An 18749-nucleotide genomic window follows, 5' to 3' on the forward strand; every position below is an offset into this window, starting at 1 on the left:
GAGAACCAACACCAACGACCAATAATGAATTACGATACGCTACTAGAAGGACTTCGGGAGTTGTCGAATACCGCATTCCCCAGGGTTTGTACTAACTGTGGTAAGGAGTACCCCGATTTAAAAACCTTCATCTCTGAAACTCAGCAGTTGGAGGGACGGAGCGGACTCATGGAGAATATCGGTTGCCCCGAGGAAGGGGATGATCCGATCGTTGAACTCTATCGGAACTGTAGTTGTGGTTCTACATTGATGGATTTTTTTTCAGATCGCCGGGATACTTCAGAGATTGGCTTGCGAAGACGGCATTTGTTTGACGAGCTATTAGCGCAATTGGTTGAGATGGGTATCGCAAGTGAGGAAGCCAGGAACGAATTAAAATTATTCTTAAGAACAGGAGAAAGCCACCGGTTGCAGAAAATGGGTATTCGTACTTCGTTCGGAACGCCTGGTAAATCTCCTGAACCCTGAAATCAACAAGACATCCCGCTCTAATTAGTCTGGACTTCTGATGGATGAGGGTTCATTAGAGATGAATCATCTGCTGTAGGGTGGGGCCATGCCCCACCAAATAGGGTTTGAGTAAGCGCCATTCAGGTCTGTTTAGTATTATCCTGTGCAGACTATCAATCTTTGATTGTGAGTCACTGCCATGGCTTATACCATTCAAACCCTAGGAGAGTTTTACCAGATTAAATCGTCAGGTACCTGATAATCAGAATAGGGATCATCCTCTGAGGTTGGCTTTTCCTCAGTCAGGTCGATGACCAGACTGGGATTACGTTGACGGATTTTTTCGGCGATATCATTCGGAACCAACTCGAATACTCCGTTGCAATTCACAATGATGAGTTTTTTAGAGATGATCAGTTTATGGGTCTCCGCTGATACATACATCTGTTTGACTTTGCCTTTATTATCGAAATAGAAGGGTTTGTCATCTTCGTGATTGCTGCGTGGGTGGCGATGGGCATCGACCAGCTGTTTGATCTGTCCGGCAATTTCCCGCTGTTTTCGAGCCTCTTCACGGCGCAGGTTGAGTTCCCGGTCTTTGGCCGCTTTCTCCTGCTGTCTCAGTTGTTGTGCGGTAGGTTGGGCAGTCTGTTTTTTGTTTCGCTGCTGGCGTGACTGCTTGCGAAGCTCTTTGTCGGCTTTGTTGGCCTTGTTTTTATCTATCAATCCAGCTTTCAGGAGTTGATCTTGAAGTGTATTTCCCACGGTAGTACGCCTCGTATAGAGTCAGTCTATATAGATGGATGAGGAGGTCGGCTAATAGAGAAACTTGCATCTGGTCAGGTTATGAGTGGGCATGTCGCACCTAACACAGACCGTCTCTGTCAGATTGAGAATTATACTGCTTTGGTAAGAATTGCCAACAGCTTGCGGATAGTGATGTGAAGGGTAAGAGATGGTGAGATCTGATCCGATATATCGGGTAGACGATCTATCATCTCAATACACATCATCCTCTTTCCACATCTCCGGGATAAAACGGAGAACCTTATTGCGCCCGGTATCTTTTGCCTGGTAGAGGGCAACGTCCGCATACTTGACCACTTGCCAGAAGCTACTGCTGTCATCGGGGTAACCGGAGACACCCACAGAAATGGTTCTCTGGACGACCGTGCCTGTCAGCTCGACTTTCATGTTTTCGATGGCTTCACGTATTTTCTCGGCAACCTGCAGACCCTTTTCCGGATCAGTATCACGTAAAACAATCAGAAACTCCTCACCACCGTAACGGATCACAAGATCTGAGGCTCTTACGCAGCTGGTCAGTGTCTTGGCCAGTGCCTTCAGTGTGGCATCCCCAGCTTCATGTCCGTAGGTGTCGTTGATCTGTTTGAAATAGTCCAGATCCGCCATCAGCACGGAAAAGCTGGTTTTGTTACGATCGGTGTAGGAGACAAGAATGTCCACGTACTCTTGCAGAAATCGTCTGTTGTGAAGGCCGGTCATCGGGTCACGTAACGCTGATTCCCTCAGGGTACTCATCAGTCTTTTCGCTTCCAGTACCGGTGCGGCCTCTCGCAAGTAGACTTCGATAAAGGGCATCATGTTGCAGGCCAGTGCCTTACGGTCCCGGTCGGTCACTACCTGTACAACACCGCCTACGGAGCCCGACTGTATCATCGGTATGCAGACGTGATAAGCATCCGCCTGATCATCCCTGGGGGAGAAGGCTGTGCAGATGCCGGTCGTGCTCATCCCATCCACCACATGTCCGGTACGTTTGGCGCGGCAGGCATCGGCACGGACCAGGATCTGTGGGTCACACCAGCAGCAGTCCTGTCCCGGAATCCCATCAACCACCATCGGCGTGAGTTTGTTTTTACTAGAGGCCACTTCATAGATTGAGAAGTGATCGATCATGAAATCGTCGTTGATGACTTTTGAAAGGCGCCAGTAGACCTCCTCCTTGGTTTCATCTTCTTCGATCGCCTGTTTGAAACGGGAGACGTCCTCAAGACTCTCCACCATTTCGATGGTTGTCGCCAGCTGATTCTCACCAATCGGTTGGTTATAGCGTATCAATCCAGCCACTTTGTGGGCGATTCCTTCAAGGCCCTTGCTCAACAGAACCAGCAGGACATTGAGGTCTTTTGCAATCTGTCCCACCTCATCGTCGCTTTGATGCTGGATTCTGGCAGAAAAATCCCCTTTGCGTGCCCCGTGAACCGCATGCTGTACCGCTTCAGCTGTATCGATCAGCGGTTTGATCAAGCGTCTCGAGAATCCCATGGAGACAACGGCAAACAATCCAATCACTAAAGCCATGAACAGGACGATCAGAAATGCCTGGTCACGTTGTTCCTCGATTGAGAGGTAGAGTGATACAGCGCCCAGCACATCGCCTTTTGCCACCTGATGGCACTGCAGGCAGTGTGGCTCATTTTCACTCTGTGCCACGTATGGAATGGTGGCGCGAAACAGTTGGTTACCACTGGAATCGACCAGGCCGAAGAAGGGTTTTGCCGTTTGAATTACCTGTTTGTCGATGGAATCGAGTTGCTGTTCAGATTTCAGGCCGGCTCCGAATTGTTTTACCACCCCGGGTCCCCGCACCACTCTGACATTGAACAGTCCCTTGACCGCAGCCAACCGATCGAGAAAAGTCTTGCGCTTATCGATCGTCCCATTGACCATCGACTCGGTAAGATGCACCCGGACGATTTCTGCGGCTGTTCGGGCCTGATCTTCGGCGGTGCTGAGAGCAAAATACCTGAAAGAGAAAAGGCTGGCCCCCACCAGGGCAGCCACCATGATCACAGTGAGGATGAAAAAAAATGTGGTTGTCTTTCGTTTGAGGCCCATATAGGAACCCCTCCTGGTCATGCTAGGACGGAATTCTCAGGTTATTCATTAACCTAGAAAGGAATAGCGGCGGGCATTTCCACTTCTTTAAATCCTAATCAGTCAGGTTACGTGACCGCTTTGGCACATATCTCAGAACTGGCTGGATCTGCTGAGAGTCTGGCGGCGACTGAAATCAGCGGGGTGGTGCTTGAGCGGGTTAAGCTGACATCCGATTTGCCTGAAGCTCAGGGGATGTCGGGTGAGTTATGAGCGATTAGGCAATAATTTTTTAACGCTTGCGGCACCGGTCATGGTCATCCCGGCGCAGGCCGGGATTCAGCAACTTCAATCAGCTCCTGATGTATGGATTCAATGCAGGAAGTTAAACATCCTGTTGCGATAACGCTTCACCAGTTCACCCTGGCCGCCAAGCATTTCGAATACCTTCAGCATCTCTTTCTGTGCCAGGTTGTCCCCGTAAGAACGATCCTGCTGCAGCAGCTTCATCAACAGTTCCAGTGCGGCCTCATGGTCGTTTGCCATGATTTTGTGAGAGGCCAGCAGATGTAGGGCTTCGCTATCGGCCGGGTTTTCCTGAAGTCGTTTTTCCAGCTCTTCAACCGGTGGGCTGTCCGCCGTGGCGCGGTCAAACTGGATGCGGGTCAGCATGGCTGCCACGTCCGGATTCTGTTTCTCTTCATCCGGTAAAGCATTGAGTATGTTCTCAGCTTCCTCGAGTTTTCCGAGTGTTGCCAGATAGCGGGCATAGGCCAGCCGGATTCTTGGGTTCTCCGGATCCAGGTCACTGGCCTGTTTGAGCAGAACGCCGGCCTCTTGCGCATTCCCCTGCAGCAGATGTGCTTCCGCCTGTTCCACGAGTCCGTCCGACTCCCTGGGGATGACTTTGTCGAGGAGCTTGCGAATCTCCGCTTCCGGCAGGGCACCCATGAACTCATCGACCTCCTGGCCCTGAAAAAAGAGCTTTACCGTGGGGATACTGCGGATCTGAAAATGTCCGGCCAACGGTTGCTGCTCTTCGGTATTGACCTTTGCCAGGAGGAATTTGCCCTGGTACTCATCGGCCAGTTTGGCGAGGATCGGCATCAGGGCTTTGCACGGATTGCACCATTCCGCCCAGAAGTCCACCACTACGGGTCTCTCCATGGATGCAGCCAGGACCATTTGCTGAAAATTCTCAGCGGTTGCATCGAAGATGTATGGTGAGTCCGTCATGTTCAGTTCCTCTGTCGGTTTTTTGCAAACGGAGCGACATTATACTGAAAAATCGCAATCTACAGAGTCTTGAAATCACTCCCTCACGCCCCAACTGATTAACCAACCTGCAAGAGGTTATGAAAGATTGTTGCCCAGGCCGGGATTGGCTCTGCCTGGGTGGTGGGATTGTGATTTTCAGCCGATAGCCCAGGTGTGGCTGATAGGTAAGTGTTCATGAGTGATTTTGTGCATCTGGTATGCCCCCATTGTGATGGCATCAATCGTCTTCCGGCTGGTCGTTCAGCGGAACAGGCTAATTGCGGCAAGTGCCACCAGCCGCTGTTTACTGGCCAGCCTCTGGCGCTCGATGAGGGGCGTTTTAAACGTCATCTGCAAAAGAGTGAGCTGCCTCTGCTGGTCGATTTCTGGGCGCCCTGGTGCGGGCCATGCAGAATGATGGCAGCGGCTTTCGAAGCGGCGGCGAAACAGTTAGAGCCGCAAATCCGGCTGATCAAGGTGAATACTGAAGAGGCTCAACAGCTTGGTATGCAGTATGGTATCCGCAGTATTCCCACTTTGATGCTGATCCACCGGGGTAAGGAGCTGGCCCGCCAGGCTGGCGCCATGGATCAGGCCGGTATCGTCAGCTGGACCAGAAACCAATTGATAGGAATCTAGGATCAAGTGGATAGACAGATTTACCCGACATAAAGTACAATATACGGCCATCAGATCCGGGGTGATTCTTAACACTTTTCATTCCCGGAGCAGCATTTGAATTTTTTAGGGGGCAGGCACTTAGCGGTCTGCCCCTTTTTGCACGCCTGTAACGGAGAGATCCTTGAGAAAACCAGCAGTTCTGGTCCTGGAAGATGGCAGCCAATTCCAGGGTGAGTCCATCGGTGCCGAGGGACAAACCGTCGGTGAGGTGGTTTTCAACACCGCCATGACCGGCTATCAGGAAATATTGACTGATCCGTCCTATCGTCAGCAGATTGTCACGTTGACCTATCCCCATATCGGTAATACCGGTATCAATCAGGAGGATGAGGAGTCCGGCCAGATTCATGCCGCAGGCCTGGTGATACGGGATCTGCCTCTGATAACCAGTAACTGGCGCTCGGAAGAGTCGCTGGATCACTATCTGGAGCGTAATGGTGTGGTTGCCATCGCCGGTATCGATACCAGGCGACTGACCAGGATTCTGCGTGAAAAGGGTGCTCAGAGCGGCTGTATCATCGCCGGTGATGCCCCGGATCTCTCAGCGGCCGGCAAGTTGGCTCAGGGGTTCCCCGGTCTTAAAGGTATGGATCTCGCCAAAGAGGTCACCACCTCAGCCAGCTATCAGTGGTCTCAGGGCACCTGGTCACTGGAAGAGGGGCTGCCGGATGGCGCAGCCTCCGAGTCGCTGCCATACCATGTGGTCACCTACGATTTTGGCGTCAAACGCAACATTCTGCGGATGTTGTCGGACCGGGGTTGTCGCCTCACCGTGGTGCCTGCCCAGACACCCGCCGAAGAGGTTCTGGCGATGCAGCCTGACGGGGTGTTTCTCTCCAATGGCCCGGGTGATCCGGAACCCTGTGACTATGCCATTGAAGCCATCGGAAAGATTATCGACAGCGATCTGCCGGTATTCGGCATCTGTCTCGGGCATCAACTGCTGGCCCTGGCATCGGGCGCCAAGACAGTGAAGATGAAATTCGGCCATCACGGCGCCAACCATCCGGTGCAGGATCTGGAAAAAGGCAACGTGATGATCAGTAGCCAGAACCATGGCTTTGCCGTGGACGAGGCCTCACTGCCTGACTGCCTGACCCCCATACATCGCTCACTGTTTGACGGTACGTTGCAAGGTATCCACCGCACCGACAAACCGGCATTCAGTTTCCAGGGACACCCGGAAGCCAGCCCCGGTCCACATGATGTGGCCCCAGTCTTCGATCACTTTATCGAGTTGATAGAAGTCCGCAAATAAACGCGAATGAACGCAAATGGATTTGTAGGTGATCGGCAAGGAGAGGCCATATCCAAACGCGTCATTGGATGTGGTTTTGAGGGCAGCAATGTACTGGAGGCGGGTTTTTTAAGCTGGTTTACGAGAATGCACTCTGTCAGGAACTCAAACGTGTTGGGTTGGCTTTTGAGAGGCAGAAGAATTTACATGTCAGATACAAAGGACAGGCTGTTGGGCGCTACGTGGCAGATATTGTTGCTGAGAACAAACTGCTGGTGGAACTCAAGGCTTTGTCGCAACTGACTAGGGAGCATCATGCCCAGGTGATGAACTACCTTCGAGCGACTGGGTTAAGTGTTGGATTGTTGCTGGATTTTGGTACACCTCGTCTAGGCGTACGAAGAGTCTTTTGGCAACATGACGATAGATCGATTATTTAGTTTATATTTGCGTTCATTCGCGTTTTTTTGCGGACTCAAGAGTTAATGCCAAAACGTACAGATATACAAAGCATCATGATCATTGGCGCCGGCCCGATTGTCATCGGCCAGGCCTGTGAATTCGATTACTCCGGCGCTCAGGCCTGTAAGGCTCTGAAAGAGGAGGGGTACCGGGTCATCCTGGTGAACTCCAATCCAGCCACGATCATGACTGATCCCGATATGGCCGATGCCATCTACATCGAGCCGATCACCTGGCGTACCCTTGAGCGGATCATCGAGAAAGAGCGACCGGATGCCCTGTTGCCCACCATGGGTGGACAGACCGCACTCAACTCGGCGCTGGATCTGGTGCGCGAAGGGGTGCTGGAAAAATATGGCGTGGAGATGGTCGGCGCCTCCAGAGAGGCGATCGACAAAGCGGAGGACCGGGATCTGTTCCGTCAGGCGATGCGTAAGATCGGTCTGGACATGCCCCGCTCGGTGATTGCCCACAGTCTGGAAGAGGCACAGCAGGTACAGGTTCAAATCGGTTATCCGGCGATCATCCGCCCCTCCTTCACCATGGGTGGCAGCGGTGGTGGTATCGCCTACAACCCGGAAGAGTTTGTTGAGATCTGTACCCGCGGACTCGATCTCTCTCCCACCAGTGAACTGCTCATCGAGGAGTCGATCCTCGGTTGGAAAGAGTATGAGATGGAGGTGGTACGGGACAGAAATGACAACTGCATCATCATCTGTTCGATCGAAAACCTCGATCCCATGGGGGTGCATACCGGTGACTCGATCACCGTGGCGCCGGCCCAGACGCTGACCGACAAGGAGTACCAGATCATGCGTGACGCCTCCCTGGCGGTATTGCGTGAGATCGGTGTAGAGACGGGTGGTTCGAACGTGCAGTTCGCCATCAATCCGGAAAACGGGCGGATGATCATCATCGAGATGAATCCCCGGGTCTCCCGCTCCTCGGCGCTGGCCTCCAAGGCCACCGGCTTCCCAATCGCCAAAGTGGCGGCCAAGCTGGCGGTTGGGTATACCCTGGATGAGTTGCAGAACGAGATCACCGGTGGCGCCACACCGGCCTCCTTCGAACCGAGCATCGACTATGTGGTCACCAAGGTGCCCCGGTTTGCGTTTGAAAAATTCCCTCAGGCCGATGACCGCCTGACCACCCAGATGAAATCCGTGGGTGAGGTGATGGCGATTGGCCGTACCTTCCAGGAGTCGATGCAGAAGGCGCTGCGCGGGCTTGAGATCGGTAAGTATGGCCTCAACGAGATCCTCGATCTCAACGAAGAGCATGTTAAAGATACTCTGGTGCGAGAGATCCGGCTGCCCGGACCGGCCAGGCTCTGGTATGTGGCCGAGTGTTTCCGCTATGGCATGAGCCTGGAAGAGATCTTCGATATCTGTGCCATTGATCCCTGGTTCCTGATCCAGATTGAAGAGCTGATCAACATCGAGCGAGAGATTTCCGGACAGGGTCTTGAAGGTCTGGATGAGCAGCGGCTGCGTTTTCTGAAACGTAAAGGCTTTGCCGACCGGCGTATCGCGGAACTGGTGGATGCCAGTGAAACCGAGATCCGTCAGCGTCGCCACCAGGCTGGAATCCGCCCGGTATTCAAACGGGTCGATACCTGTGCAGCAGAGTTTGCCACCAGCACCGCTTATATGTACTCCACCTATGAGGAGGAGTGTGAGGCGCTACCCAGTGAGCGTAAAAAGATCATGGTGCTGGGTGGTGGCCCGAACCGTATCGGCCAGGGAATCGAGTTCGATTACTGTTGTGTCCACGCTGCATTCGCGATGCGTGAAGATGGTTATGAGACCATCATGGTCAACTGTAATCCGGAAACCGTCTCCACCGACTACGATACCTCAGACAGACTCTACTTTGAGCCGCTGACACTGGAGGATGTGCTCGAGGTCATTCATAAAGAGCAGCCTGCCGGCGTGATCGTCCAGTACGGTGGTCAAACCCCACTGAAACTGGCCAACGACCTGGAGGCGGCCGGTGCGCCGATCATCGGCACCAGTCCCGATTCCATCGATCTGGCGGAAGATCGGGAGCGTTTCCAGCAATTGGTCGAGAAACTCAATCTCAAACAGCCGCCAAACCGTACCGCCCGTGATTCGGAGAGTGCGGTCAAACTGGCCGAAGAGATCGGCTATCCCCTGGTGGTGCGCCCCTCATACGTACTGGGTGGCCGGGCGATGGAGATTGTCTATCGCGAGAACGAATTGCGCCGCTATATGCGGGAAGCGGTGAGTGTCTCCAACGACTCTCCGGTGTTGCTCGATCGCTTTCTGGATGACGCCATCGAGGTGGATATCGACGCGATCTGCGACGGTGAGGAGGTGCTCATCGGCGGTATCATGGAGCATATCGAACAGGCGGGTGTTCACTCCGGTGATTCCGCCTGCTCACTGCCTCCCTATACCCTGTCTGCCGCCATTCAGGACCGGATGCGTGAGCAGATGCGCAAGCTGGCGCTGGAGTTGAAAGTGGTGGGTCTGATGAACGCTCAGTTTGCCATCAAGGATGATCAGATCTATCTGCTGGAAGTGAACCCACGGGCTTCCCGGACTGTGCCATTTGTCTCCAAGGCGACCGGTATGCAGCTGGCAAAAATTGCTGCCCGCTGTATGGCGGGTACCAGTCTGAAAGAGCAGGGCATCGTCAAAGAGGTGGTGCCTGAGAACTATTTCGTGAAAGAGGCGGTATTCCCGTTCGTTAAATTTCCCGGTGTGGATACCGTACTGGGGCCGGAGATGAAATCAACCGGTGAAGTGATGGGTGTCGGCGTCACATTTGGTGAAGCCTACAACAAGTCGATCATGGGTGCGGGCTATCAGTTGCCCCAGGGTGGCAAGGCCCTGCTCAGCGTGCGCAATGCGGACAAGGTGCGTGCCGTACAGGTGGCACAGGATCTGGTTGAGCTCGGCTTTACCCTGAGCGCCACAGGTGGTACCTGTCAGGCACTGCTCGATGCGGGGCTTGAATGTACCCGGGTGAATAAGGTGATGGAGGGGCGCCCCCACATCGTCGACTCGATCAAGAATCAGGAAGTCAGTTTCATCATCAATACCACTGAAGGTGTCCAGGCGATTGCCGATTCAGCGGAGATCAGACGTACCGCTCTGCAGCACAAGGTCAGCTACACCACCACCATTTCAGGTGCCGAGGCGACCAGTCTGGCCCTCAAACAGTTGGATGAACTCAACGTCAACCGACTGCAAGACCTGCATCAGCAGTAACCGGCTTAACAGAGGAAGAGTGCAATGAACAAGGTACCGTTGACTGCTCGTGGAGCTGCTAATCTGCAAGATGAGCTGAAGCAATTGAAAACTGTCGAGCGACCCAAAGTGATCAAAGCGATCGCTGAAGCCCGTGAGCATGGTGATCTGAAAGAGAATGCGGAATATCACGCGGCCCGTGAGCAGCAGAGCTTCATTGAGGGGCGTATCAAAGATATCGAGGGTAAGCTCTCCCATGCCCAGATCATCGATGTCACCAAACTGGATGCCGGTGGCAAAGTGGTCTTTGGCGCCACCGTGGTGGTGCTGGAACTGGATAACGATGAAGAGTTCACCTACCAGATCGTGGGTGATGACGAGGCCGATATCAAGCATGGCCTGATTTCAGTCAGTTCACCGATTGCCAGAGCATTGATCGGTAAACAGGAAGGGGATGATGTGTTCCTCAACACACCTGGCGGTGACCGGGAGTTTGAGATTCTGGAAGTGCGTTACGAATAGGCTCGCCTGAGGCTGTTTCGGCCAGCATGGCCAGTCTCTGGTCAGCTATGCAGGCGTTCCCCGGCCTCTATCATCAAATGACGATTCTGTTTTTCTTCTTCTTGGGGTTCGCCCGGTAGAATATCGCTACCCGTCCGATAATTTGCACCAGGTCTGCTGAGAGACGCTCGACAATGGCGGCACTCAGTGCCTCCCGGTCGCTTTTATCCGCGCCTGCCAGTTTGACTTTGATCAGCTCATGCACATCGAGACTGGTGTCGATTTCGCCGATAACGCCTTCACTCAAACCGTGCTGGCCGATCATCACCACCGGTTTCAGATGGTGGGCGAGTTTTTTCAGTGATCTGGTCTGCTCGGAGGTCAGGGGCATTGTATTGGCCATGTCGATTAGGGGAGGCGGATTCTATCCTGATTACCTGTGATGAGGAAGGGGTTGAGAATTTAAATCTGCAAATGAACGGAATAAACGAAAATATTACTGAAGTAGACAGATTGAATCCTTGCTCTGTGGTTTTTAGGTCGGTTCGTGAGGTGTGGAGAAGGCACTCAATCTCTTACTACACCAGCCATAATTTGAGAATATTCGCATTCATTTACAGACTAAAAAATAACCATAGGTTGTATATGGTTTATTGTCAGACAGGGTTAAGCCCCAATCCCAGAAAAGTTTTTCCGGTCTTGGGTTAAGATTGTATTTGCGATTACAGAGCGGGTAAGCAGATTTCATGAAGCGCAGCAAAAGCAGTCGCAAGTGGCTGGACAGACATTTTAACGATACCTATGTGAAGCAGGCACAGAAGGCAGGGTATCGTTCCAGAGCAGCATTCAAACTCCTGGAAATCCAGGAAAAAGACAGGTTGATCAAACCTGGAATGAAAGTGGTGGACCTGGGTGCGTCGCCTGGAGGCTGGAGTCAGATTGCGCGGGATCTGGTTGGCGACAAAGGTCAGGTGTTCGCCCTCGACATTCTGCCGATGGACCCGATTGCCGGGGTTGAGTTCATACAGGGTGACTTTCGTGAGACAGAGCCCCTCGATTCATTGCGAAATCTACTGGATGGTGCCGCAATAGACCTTGTAATTTCTGACATGGCGCCCAATGTTACTGGTATGGCCAGTGTGGATCAGCCAAGATCGATCTATCTTTGCGAACTGGCACTGGATTTTGCCCGTGAAACCCTAAAGCCAGGTGGCGGATTTGTCGTTAAAGTGTTCCAGGGCGAGGGCTTTGATGACTATTTGCGAGAGGTACGCAGCTCATTTACCCGAGTAGCCAGCCGTAAGCCGGATTCATCGAGGGCCAAGAGCAGGGAGATCTATTTAGTAGCAGGGAACTTTAAGATGTAGTACCGTACCAACCAGTAAGCCCAAAAAAATCAGATGTTTGCACATTTTTATTCAGGTTTTTAGCCGCCAAATCGGCTATCCCTAACAGCCAGCGAGTAGAGATGTCACAGAATAACCACCACACGGATGCCAGTGTGGACAGATATACCGGCAGCCGCCGGAGTGAGATCAAGAGGTTCTTACGTTTTGAATGACATGGCAAAAAATTTAATTCTCTGGGTAGTGATCGCCATCGTATTGATGACGGTGTTCAACAATTTTTCAACTACCCAGCCCAAGGCTCAGCCGATGAGCTATTCGGAATTCATCTCCAACGTCAAGACCGGACAGGTGAAGGAGGTGGAATTAGTCGAGGTCGGGAATAATGGCCATGAAATCAGCGGTGCCCTGACTTCAGGTCAGAGATTCTCTACCTACAGCACGGGCGACAACATGCTGGTCAGCGATCTGCTGAACAGTAATGTGGAGATCGTGGCCAAGCGACCTGAGAAACCCTCCCTGTTGATGAATATCCTCATCAACTGGTTTCCTCTGTTTGTACTGATCGGCCTGTGGATCTTTTTCATGCGGCAGATGCAGGGTGGTGGTGCCGGAAGAGGTGCCATGTCATTCGGCAAGAGCAAAGCACGCATGTTGAGTGAAGATCAGGTGAAGGTCACCTTCAACGATGTGGCCGGTGTGGAAGAGGCCAAGGAGGAGGTCACCGAGATGGTGGACTTTCTGCGCGATCCTTCCAAATTCCAGAAGCTTGGCGGCAAGATTCCCAAGGGTGTGCTGATGGTCGGTTCACCGGGTACCGGTAAGACCCTGCTGGCGAAGGCCATTGCGGGTGAAGCCAAGGTACCTTTCTTCACCATCTCAGGTTCTGACTTTGTGGAGATGTTCGTCGGTGTGGGTGCCTCGCGGGTACGTGACATGTTCGAACAGGCCAAGAAACATGCCCCTTGCATCATCTTCATCGATGAGATCGATGCGGTAGGTCGTCATCGCGGCGCCGGTCTTGGCGGTGGACACGATGAGCGTGAACAGACCCTCAACCAGCTGTTGGTGGAGATGGATGGTTTCGAAGGCAATGAAGGTGTGATCGTGATCGCGGCCACCAACCGGCCTGATGTACTCGATCCAGCACTGCTGCGTCCAGGACGTTTCGACCGTCAGGTGGTGGTCCCACTGCCTGATGTGCGCGGTCGTGAGCAGATTCTCAAGGTACACCTGCGCAAGGTGGCTGCCGGTGAAGATGTGAAACCGGCGATCATCGCCCGGGGTACACCGGGATTCTCCGGAGCCGATCTGGCCAACCTGGTGAATGAAGCCGCACTGTTTGCTGCCCGCGCCAATAAAACCCTGGTAGGCATGGAAGAGCTGGAAAAGGCCAAAGACAAGATCATGATGGGTACTGAGCGCCGTACCATGGTAATGAGTGAGGATGAGAAGAAACTCACCGCTTACCATGAGTCGGGGCATGCCATTGTCGGTCGACTGGTGCCTTCCCACGATCCGGTCTACAAGGTGAGCATCATTCCCCGGGGACGGGCGCTGGGTGTGACCATGTTTCTGCCGGAAGCGGATCGCTACAGCTACAGCAAAGAGCATCTTGAGAGTCAGATCTCCAGCCTCTTCGGTGGCCGTATTGCTGAAGAGCTGATCTTTGGTATCGATAAAGTGACCACCGGCGCCTCCAACGACATCAAGCGGGCCACTGAATTGGCGCGCAACATGGTGACCAAATGGGGGTTGTCGGAACGCCTTGGACCGTTGATGTACAGCGAGGAAGAGGAAGAGGTATTCCTGGGACGCTCGGTGACCCAGCACAAGAACGTCTCTGACGACACCGCCCATACCATTGATGAAGAGATCAGAAATTTCATCGACCGCAACTATGACCGGGCCGAGAGTATTCTCAATGAGAACCTGGAGAAGTTGCATGTGATGGCCGACGCGCTGATGAAGTACGAGACCATCGATACGCAACAGATCAACGACATCATGGAAGGCAAGCCCCCTCGGCCGCCGAAGGATTGGGTGGATAACGATATGGATTCAGATGATGGAGCAAGACCTTCCGGTGAGTCCCCATCGTCCGATGATGTGCCGGGCCCCATTGGTGGTCCTGCAGGCCAACATTAAAACCTCACCAGCGGCCAGCTTTGATGCTGGCCGCTGATCCTCTCCAAAAAAACCTCTCTATCATCACAGCCTGCTTTCGTTTTCCCGTTACCGATCCTAATCCGGAAATTCATCGCCCTTGATCAATTCTGCTGCTCTGCTTTTTTGACTTGCTCCCAAACTGCATCAAGTTGCTCCAGGCTTTGAGTCTGTAAGTCAGTAATCCCCTGTTGCAGCAGCGTCTGTTCCAAGGCGCGAAAACGTCTCTCAAACTTCATATTGGCTTGTGTCAAAGTCTGTTCCGCATCCATACCCAACAGGCGTACCACGTTGACCATGGCAAATATCAGGTCCCCCAGTTCATCCTGCAGCTGTTGCCGATTGAAGTTTTCCAGCTCATGACGAACTTCATCGAACTCTTCGCTGACTTTATCGAATGCTCCTTGTGGATCGGGCCAGTCGAATCCCACCCGCGCAGCCCTCTTCTGCAGTTTTTCCGCTCGGATCAGCGCCGGCAGGGCGTGGGCCACGCCATCCATATGACTCGCTGGTGATGATTGTTTCTGTCCAGCACGCTCTTCCGCCTTCTGCTGTTCCCAGGCCTGGCGCAACTGTTCGTCACTCTGATACTCCGCATCGGCGAACACGTGGGGGTGGCGGCGGATCATCTTTTCACAAATCCCGCTTGCGACATCATTGAAATCGAAATGACCCTCTTCCCGGGCGATCTGGCTGTAAAAGGCGATTTGGAACAGCAGGTCACCCAGCTCATCCCGCAGCTCATCCATTTCACCCCGCTGAATTGTATCGGCGACTTCATAGGCCTCTTCGAGGGTATAGGGCACGATGGTGCTGTAGGTCTGGCGCAGATCCCAGGGGCAACCTCTATCTGGATCCCGTAACTGGCCCATGATTTCGAGTAATCGTTGCATAGCTTCCATAGGGATTGTTTCCGGCTTAACGTTGCTGGTTCTGACTAACCTCTATTAATGCAAGAATTACTACGGATAGCTATCATTTTTATACCGATACAGTCCGTTGATCTGTATCTGAGAGATCATTTGGATGGAATGGGTCAATTAAGAGATTACCTTTGGGTGGAAGAGCCGGAGGCATCATACACAACATGCTCTGCCCGCAGGATAGTTTAGTGTCCATTCACGGTCAAAAGAGATCCCTCTATCTTAAACGGCAGGTAAAAAAAATCCCCGTTGTTACGGGGATTCAATGAGCCAACCATGCCTTATTATCAGCTTAATCGGTTAATCCATGGGTATGCGGATCTTTTGTCCAGGATAGATCAGATTGGGATCCTTGATCACTTCCCGGTTTGCTTCAAAAATCTTCGGGTAAGCCGACGCATTGCCGAGGAAACGTTTGGCGATTGCTGATAGCGTATCACCACTGACGATCGTATAGTATTCCACCTTCGCCTGTTGCTCCGGTGCTGTCACACCATCGGCACTCACTTCGCTGACACCGACAACATTCCCGGCGATCAATACGCCCTTTTCCAAAGCGTCAGCAGTTTCCGCATTGCCTGACAGGATCACCTTGCCGTTATCATAGCTGACATCCAGATCCTGAATCCCCGGATTGTCCGATTCAATCTGCTGTTTTATCTTCTCTGCCGGATCGTCATCCTTACCAAACAGTTTTTTGCCTAAATCGGTTGCGAAATCGAACAGTCCCATTGCTGTATGCTCCTATCGTAATTTATGTTGTTGTGTGGTCTCAGCTGCTGAATACCCCGCTCGATGGGTCATTCAGTCCTTCAATACAAAGGTGACTTTCAGGGTTACCCGGTACTCGGTGATCTTGCCATTGCTTACCGACAGTTGTTGGTCCTTAACCCAGGCCCCTTTGATGTTTTTCAGTGTCTTGTTGGCCCGTTTAATTCCTTTGGTGACAGCGTCATCAAAACTCTTACTGGATGAAGTGATGATTTCAGTAACTTTTGCAACTGACATATGGTCTCTCCTCATGGGGTGGGTGATCCGTGATTCAACATCAATCACAAAGTCGAAATTTTTTTCTTGGCAATGTCGGATGGTGTTTTTCAGCAACCTCAGACACAGTCTGTAGCATAGGTGACCGGGAAAATTACGCCAGATGGTGGGCGGGAAAGACACAAAAGTTTTAAATTTGCTTCAGCAGTAAGTCAATGTTGTGCCTGTTGGATTGTTCAGAGTCCATGTAAGTCAAATGGTTACACAGCGGCGTGGTCTTCTCTCAACACACAATCTGTGCTCAGAGAAAACCACGCCTTGCGCAGGTTTTGTTTCTCCTTCCTACGTTTGGCCTTGGTGGATTTATCATGCACACCACCTTTGCGCAGCATCGGGTGATTGTGCAACAGATTGCGTGACCTGTGAGCTTTTTTCTTCATCAGAAACTCCTCATTATTAACCCTATAATAAATGGGCCTTGCCCCGGCCCACTTAACCTTTTACACACATCACCTGCTTCAGGGTGTGTACCACTTCAACCAGGTCGTTCTGGTTGGTCATCACCTGGTCGATGTCCTTATAGGCACCGGGAATCTCATCGATCACCCCTTTGTCCTTGCGACACTCCACCCCCTGGGTCTGGGATTCCAGATCGGCCCGGTTGAATTGTCGTTTGGCCTTGGAACGGGACATACGGCGTCCCGCACCATGGGAGCAGGAGCAGAACGAGGCCTCACTACCTTTGCCTCGGACGATATAGGATTTGGCGCCCATCGAACCGGGGATGATTCCCAGCTCCCCTTCACCTGCACGTATGGCGCCTTTACGGGTGACATAGACTTCGGCGCCGTAGTGGTGTTCCCGCACCACATAATTGTGGTGACAGTTGATTGCCTCTTTGGTGATGGTGAAGTGAGGCAGATGCCTCCCCAACAGATCCAACAACTGCTGCATCATCTCCCGGCGATTGATCATGGCATAGTCCTGGGCCCAATCGACCGCCTCGAAGTAATCATCGAAATGCTGAGCGCCCTCACTGAAGTAGGCCAGGTCCCGGTCCGGTAGTCTTCCCAGCTGATCCCCCATATCCTTGCGTGCCAGCTCGATGAAATAGCGACCAATCACATTGCCGATACCCCGGGAACCGGAGTGCAGCATGACCCAGACTGCGTCATTTTCATCCAGGCAGAGCTCGATGAAATGATTGCCGCCTCCCAGAGTCGCCAGTTGCCGAACCCAGATGTCGTAGGGTCGCTTGCGCTGCATCCTGGCGATCGCCGGATGCCGATTGAGAATCTGATCCAGCCGTTTTGCCAAAGGCACAATGGTTGAGCGTTTGACCGGATCCCGATCGTGCATTTCGAATCCGACCGGAATCGCCTGCTCGATACGGTTACGCAGCATACGCAGGCTATCTGGCAGTTCGTCTGCTTTCAGGGAGAGCCGGATGGCATTCATACCACAACCGATGTCTACACCTACCGCTGCCGGCACAATCGCTCCCTTGGTGGGAATTACTGAGCCGACCGTTGCACCGATACCCGCATGAACATCGGGCATGGCCGCCACATGGTGATGGATGAAAGGCATACGGGATACATTCTCCAGCTGGTTCAGTGCGGTGGATTCCGTATCGCCGGTCCAGATATGGACCGGCACCTTTCCTTTGTTGAGTGTTTGCAGAATAGGCATGGTTTTACCCTCCTCATAGTTCCAGTTTATAAAAACGAGGCGAAATTTTTCCCCGGCGTAATCGTTTGATCGTACGTCTGTCACTCAGCAGACCAGGCAGTTGATCTGTCAGTTCGAAACAGAACTGCTTTGGCAGGCTGGTGTAGAGTGATCTCGGTGGCGCATAGCTGTCCTTGATACGCTTCAGATAGTTACCGACTTCCCAGTTGTGGAACCAGATCCGTTTCAGGCCCAGTTCACGGTGGATAAAGTCGATGGTTGCTGCAAGCATCGCCTGACTCCACTGTTTGAGCAGTGGTTCGATGAATTTCAAATAGCGACCTGCCAGTGCGGCGGTGGTTTTGAAGCTGTAGCAATGCATCGGATGCTCATCGGTTGCGCAGCATTGATGCCACTTGTTCAACCAGCTGACATCTCTGACCCAGTCGCTCTGGATCTCTTCGATCAGCACTTCACCCAGTTGAAGGTCGATATCCAGCCGTGACCAGGCCAGAGTCTCCCGGTAGTAGCGGCGATCACCTCGCTGCAGTACCGGATGACCCCAGTTATTGAACGCACCATCCTCAACCGGGTGGATCGATTGACGAAACATCTGGTCATGTTGATGGTTGAAGTTCAGACGCAACACCAGATTGATGCCGGGCCTGGAGGTCTGTGCAGTTCGGTCGGATTTGCTGCCCCAGGTACCGGCGGTAACCAGGTAGGTGGTGCCGGGTTCCTGCCAATAGCTGTTCAGCAGTTCGCTGCTGATGTCGCCATTGCCGCAATTGCTGAGTAGCGTGGTAATCGATGGTTTGTTGAGCAGTCGGCCAAACCTGGACCCCTTCAAGGCCTGGATCGACGGATGCTTCTCTGCTGCGAGTTGCAGCAGTTGCACTGCGTAGTAATCCTGACAATAGGGATAGAGGGTTCTCTCTTTAGGCAGACATGCCAACAGCTCCTGTAAGTCGTTCTGCTCCATGTTCTATCTCCTTGGTTGTTAAGGCGCAGA

The 18749-nt window shown here is 52.7% G+C and carries 19 protein-coding genes; 9 read left to right on the forward strand and 10 right to left on the reverse strand.

Annotated features, from left to right (window positions below):
- Positions 1–168: 168 nt before the first annotated feature.
- Positions 169–468, forward strand: coding sequence for a hypothetical protein (locus tag AC4IE8_RS13020; protein ID WP_490791197.1), 300 nt, complete (start codon positions 169–171; stop codon positions 466–468).
- A gap of 213 nt (positions 469–681) precedes the next feature.
- Here the strand turns inward: AC4IE8_RS13020 and AC4IE8_RS13025 are convergent, their stop codons facing one another.
- Both AC4IE8_RS13025 and AC4IE8_RS13030 read right to left on the reverse strand, forming a co-directional pair.
- Positions 682–1215, reverse strand: a complete 534-nt coding sequence (locus AC4IE8_RS13025; RefSeq protein ID WP_490791198.1) for a DUF2058 domain-containing protein — start codon at positions 1213–1215, stop codon at positions 682–684.
- Positions 1216–1449: 234 nt separating this feature from the next.
- On the reverse strand, positions 1450–3312 hold the full coding sequence (locus tag AC4IE8_RS13030; protein WP_490791199.1) for a diguanylate cyclase: 1863 nt from the start codon (positions 3310–3312) through the stop codon (positions 1450–1452).
- Positions 3313–3432: 120 nt separating this feature from the next.
- Here AC4IE8_RS13030 and AC4IE8_RS13035 point away from each other — a divergent pair, with 120 nt between their 5' ends.
- The gene (locus tag AC4IE8_RS13035) at positions 3433–3564 is read left to right on the forward strand and encodes a hypothetical protein (RefSeq protein ID WP_268803309.1); all 132 of its coding nucleotides are present in this window, start codon (positions 3433–3435) and stop codon (positions 3562–3564) included.
- A gap of 99 nt (positions 3565–3663) precedes the next feature.
- On the opposite strand, the gene trxA is transcribed toward AC4IE8_RS13035, so the two are convergent.
- Positions 3664–4527, reverse strand: coding sequence for a thioredoxin (gene trxA, locus AC4IE8_RS13040; RefSeq protein WP_490791200.1), 864 nt, complete (start codon positions 4525–4527; stop codon positions 3664–3666).
- 216 nt (positions 4528–4743) lie between these two features.
- On the opposite strand from trxA, the gene trxC reads away from it, so the two are divergent.
- The 5 genes from trxC to greA all read left to right on the forward strand — a co-directional run bounded on the left by trxC (position 4744) and on the right by greA (position 10665).
- Positions 4744–5187, forward strand: coding sequence for a thioredoxin TrxC (gene trxC, locus AC4IE8_RS13045; RefSeq protein WP_490791201.1), 444 nt, complete (start codon positions 4744–4746; stop codon positions 5185–5187).
- A gap of 163 nt (positions 5188–5350) precedes the next feature.
- A complete protein-coding gene (gene carA / locus AC4IE8_RS13050) occupies positions 5351–6487 on the forward strand; it encodes a glutamine-hydrolyzing carbamoyl-phosphate synthase small subunit (protein ID WP_490791202.1) in 1137 nt (378 codons plus the stop codon).
- A gap of 113 nt (positions 6488–6600) precedes the next feature.
- On the forward strand, positions 6601–6906 hold the full coding sequence (locus AC4IE8_RS13055; RefSeq protein WP_490791222.1) for a GxxExxY protein: 306 nt from the start codon (positions 6601–6603) through the stop codon (positions 6904–6906).
- A gap of 45 nt (positions 6907–6951) precedes the next feature.
- Positions 6952–10164 (forward strand): carbamoyl-phosphate synthase large subunit, encoded by a 3213-nt coding sequence (gene carB / locus AC4IE8_RS13060; RefSeq protein ID WP_490791203.1) that lies wholly within the window; start codon positions 6952–6954, stop codon positions 10162–10164.
- A gap of 24 nt (positions 10165–10188) precedes the next feature.
- The gene (greA, locus tag AC4IE8_RS13065) at positions 10189–10665 is read left to right on the forward strand and encodes a transcription elongation factor GreA (RefSeq protein WP_069006136.1); all 477 of its coding nucleotides are present in this window, start codon (positions 10189–10191) and stop codon (positions 10663–10665) included.
- A 73-nt stretch (positions 10666–10738) separates the two neighbouring features.
- Here greA and yhbY read toward each other — a convergent pair whose 3' ends face one another.
- A complete protein-coding gene (gene yhbY, locus AC4IE8_RS13070; RefSeq protein ID WP_069006324.1) occupies positions 10739–11035 on the reverse strand; it encodes a ribosome assembly RNA-binding protein YhbY in 297 nt (98 codons plus the stop codon).
- A gap of 355 nt (positions 11036–11390) precedes the next feature.
- Between yhbY and rlmE the strand changes: the two genes are divergently transcribed.
- Complete coding sequence (gene rlmE, locus AC4IE8_RS13075) at positions 11391–12011, forward strand: 23S rRNA (uridine(2552)-2'-O)-methyltransferase RlmE (RefSeq protein WP_069006135.1); 621 nt, start codon at positions 11391–11393, stop codon at positions 12009–12011.
- A gap of 195 nt (positions 12012–12206) precedes the next feature.
- Complete coding sequence (gene ftsH, locus AC4IE8_RS13080) at positions 12207–14138, forward strand: ATP-dependent zinc metalloprotease FtsH (protein ID WP_490791204.1); 1932 nt, start codon at positions 12207–12209, stop codon at positions 14136–14138.
- Positions 14139–14260: 122 nt separating this feature from the next.
- Here the strand turns inward: ftsH and mazG are convergent, their stop codons facing one another.
- From mazG to AC4IE8_RS13110, 6 genes are all read right to left on the reverse strand, one after another.
- Complete coding sequence (gene mazG, locus AC4IE8_RS13085; protein ID WP_490791205.1) at positions 14261–15058, reverse strand: nucleoside triphosphate pyrophosphohydrolase; 798 nt, start codon at positions 15056–15058, stop codon at positions 14261–14263.
- 321 nt (positions 15059–15379) lie between these two features.
- The gene (gene lysM / locus AC4IE8_RS13090; protein WP_068991373.1) at positions 15380–15811 is read right to left on the reverse strand and encodes a peptidoglycan-binding protein LysM; all 432 of its coding nucleotides are present in this window, start codon (positions 15809–15811) and stop codon (positions 15380–15382) included.
- Positions 15812–15883: 72 nt separating this feature from the next.
- Complete coding sequence (locus tag AC4IE8_RS13095; RefSeq protein WP_068991376.1) at positions 15884–16087, reverse strand: dodecin family protein; 204 nt, start codon at positions 16085–16087, stop codon at positions 15884–15886.
- 239 nt (positions 16088–16326) lie between these two features.
- A complete protein-coding gene (locus AC4IE8_RS13100) occupies positions 16327–16506 on the reverse strand; it encodes a hypothetical protein (protein ID WP_068991379.1) in 180 nt (59 codons plus the stop codon).
- Positions 16507–16558: 52 nt separating this feature from the next.
- Positions 16559–17758: an RtcB family protein gene (locus tag AC4IE8_RS13105; RefSeq protein WP_068991382.1), complete on the reverse strand. Its 1200-nt coding sequence runs from the start codon at positions 17756–17758 to the stop codon at positions 16559–16561.
- A 13-nt stretch (positions 17759–17771) separates the two neighbouring features.
- On the reverse strand, positions 17772–18719 hold the full coding sequence (locus tag AC4IE8_RS13110) for a hypothetical protein (protein ID WP_490791206.1): 948 nt from the start codon (positions 18717–18719) through the stop codon (positions 17772–17774).
- Positions 18720–18749: the final 30 nt, after the last annotated feature.

Source organism: Candidatus Thiodiazotropha sp. AKAK2 (assembly GCF_058244685.1).

Coding starts and splice junctions, on each gene's coding strand:
- AC4IE8_RS13110 (WP_490791206.1), bottom strand. CDS start 18,719: ATGGAGCAGAACGACTTACAGGAGCTGTTGGCATGTCTGCCTAAAGAG.
- trxA (WP_490791200.1), bottom strand. CDS start 4,527: ATGACGGACTCACCATACATCTTCGATGCAACCGCTGAGAATTTTCAG.
- lysM (WP_068991373.1), bottom strand. CDS start 15,811: ATGGGACTGTTCGATTTCGCAACCGATTTAGGCAAAAAACTGTTTGGT.
- rlmE (WP_069006135.1), top strand. CDS start 11,391: ATGAAGCGCAGCAAAAGCAGTCGCAAGTGGCTGGACAGACATTTTAAC.
- AC4IE8_RS13030 (WP_490791199.1), bottom strand. CDS start 3,312: ATGGGCCTCAAACGAAAGACAACCACATTTTTTTTCATCCTCACTGTG.
- carB (WP_490791203.1), top strand. CDS start 6,952: ATGCCAAAACGTACAGATATACAAAGCATCATGATCATTGGCGCCGGC.
- greA (WP_069006136.1), top strand. CDS start 10,189: ATGAACAAGGTACCGTTGACTGCTCGTGGAGCTGCTAATCTGCAAGAT.
- ftsH (WP_490791204.1), top strand. CDS start 12,207: ATGGCAAAAAATTTAATTCTCTGGGTAGTGATCGCCATCGTATTGATG.
- AC4IE8_RS13095 (WP_068991376.1), bottom strand. CDS start 16,087: ATGTCAGTTGCAAAAGTTACTGAAATCATCACTTCATCCAGTAAGAGT.
- AC4IE8_RS13020 (WP_490791197.1), top strand. CDS start 169: ATGGAGAATATCGGTTGCCCCGAGGAAGGGGATGATCCGATCGTTGAA.
- mazG (WP_490791205.1), bottom strand. CDS start 15,058: ATGGAAGCTATGCAACGATTACTCGAAATCATGGGCCAGTTACGGGAT.
- AC4IE8_RS13105 (WP_068991382.1), bottom strand. CDS start 17,758: ATGCCTATTCTGCAAACACTCAACAAAGGAAAGGTGCCGGTCCATATC.
- yhbY (WP_069006324.1), bottom strand. CDS start 11,035: ATGCCCCTGACCTCCGAGCAGACCAGATCACTGAAAAAACTCGCCCAC.
- AC4IE8_RS13100 (WP_068991379.1), bottom strand. CDS start 16,506: ATGAAGAAAAAAGCTCACAGGTCACGCAATCTGTTGCACAATCACCCG.
- trxC (WP_490791201.1), top strand. CDS start 4,744: ATGAGTGATTTTGTGCATCTGGTATGCCCCCATTGTGATGGCATCAAT.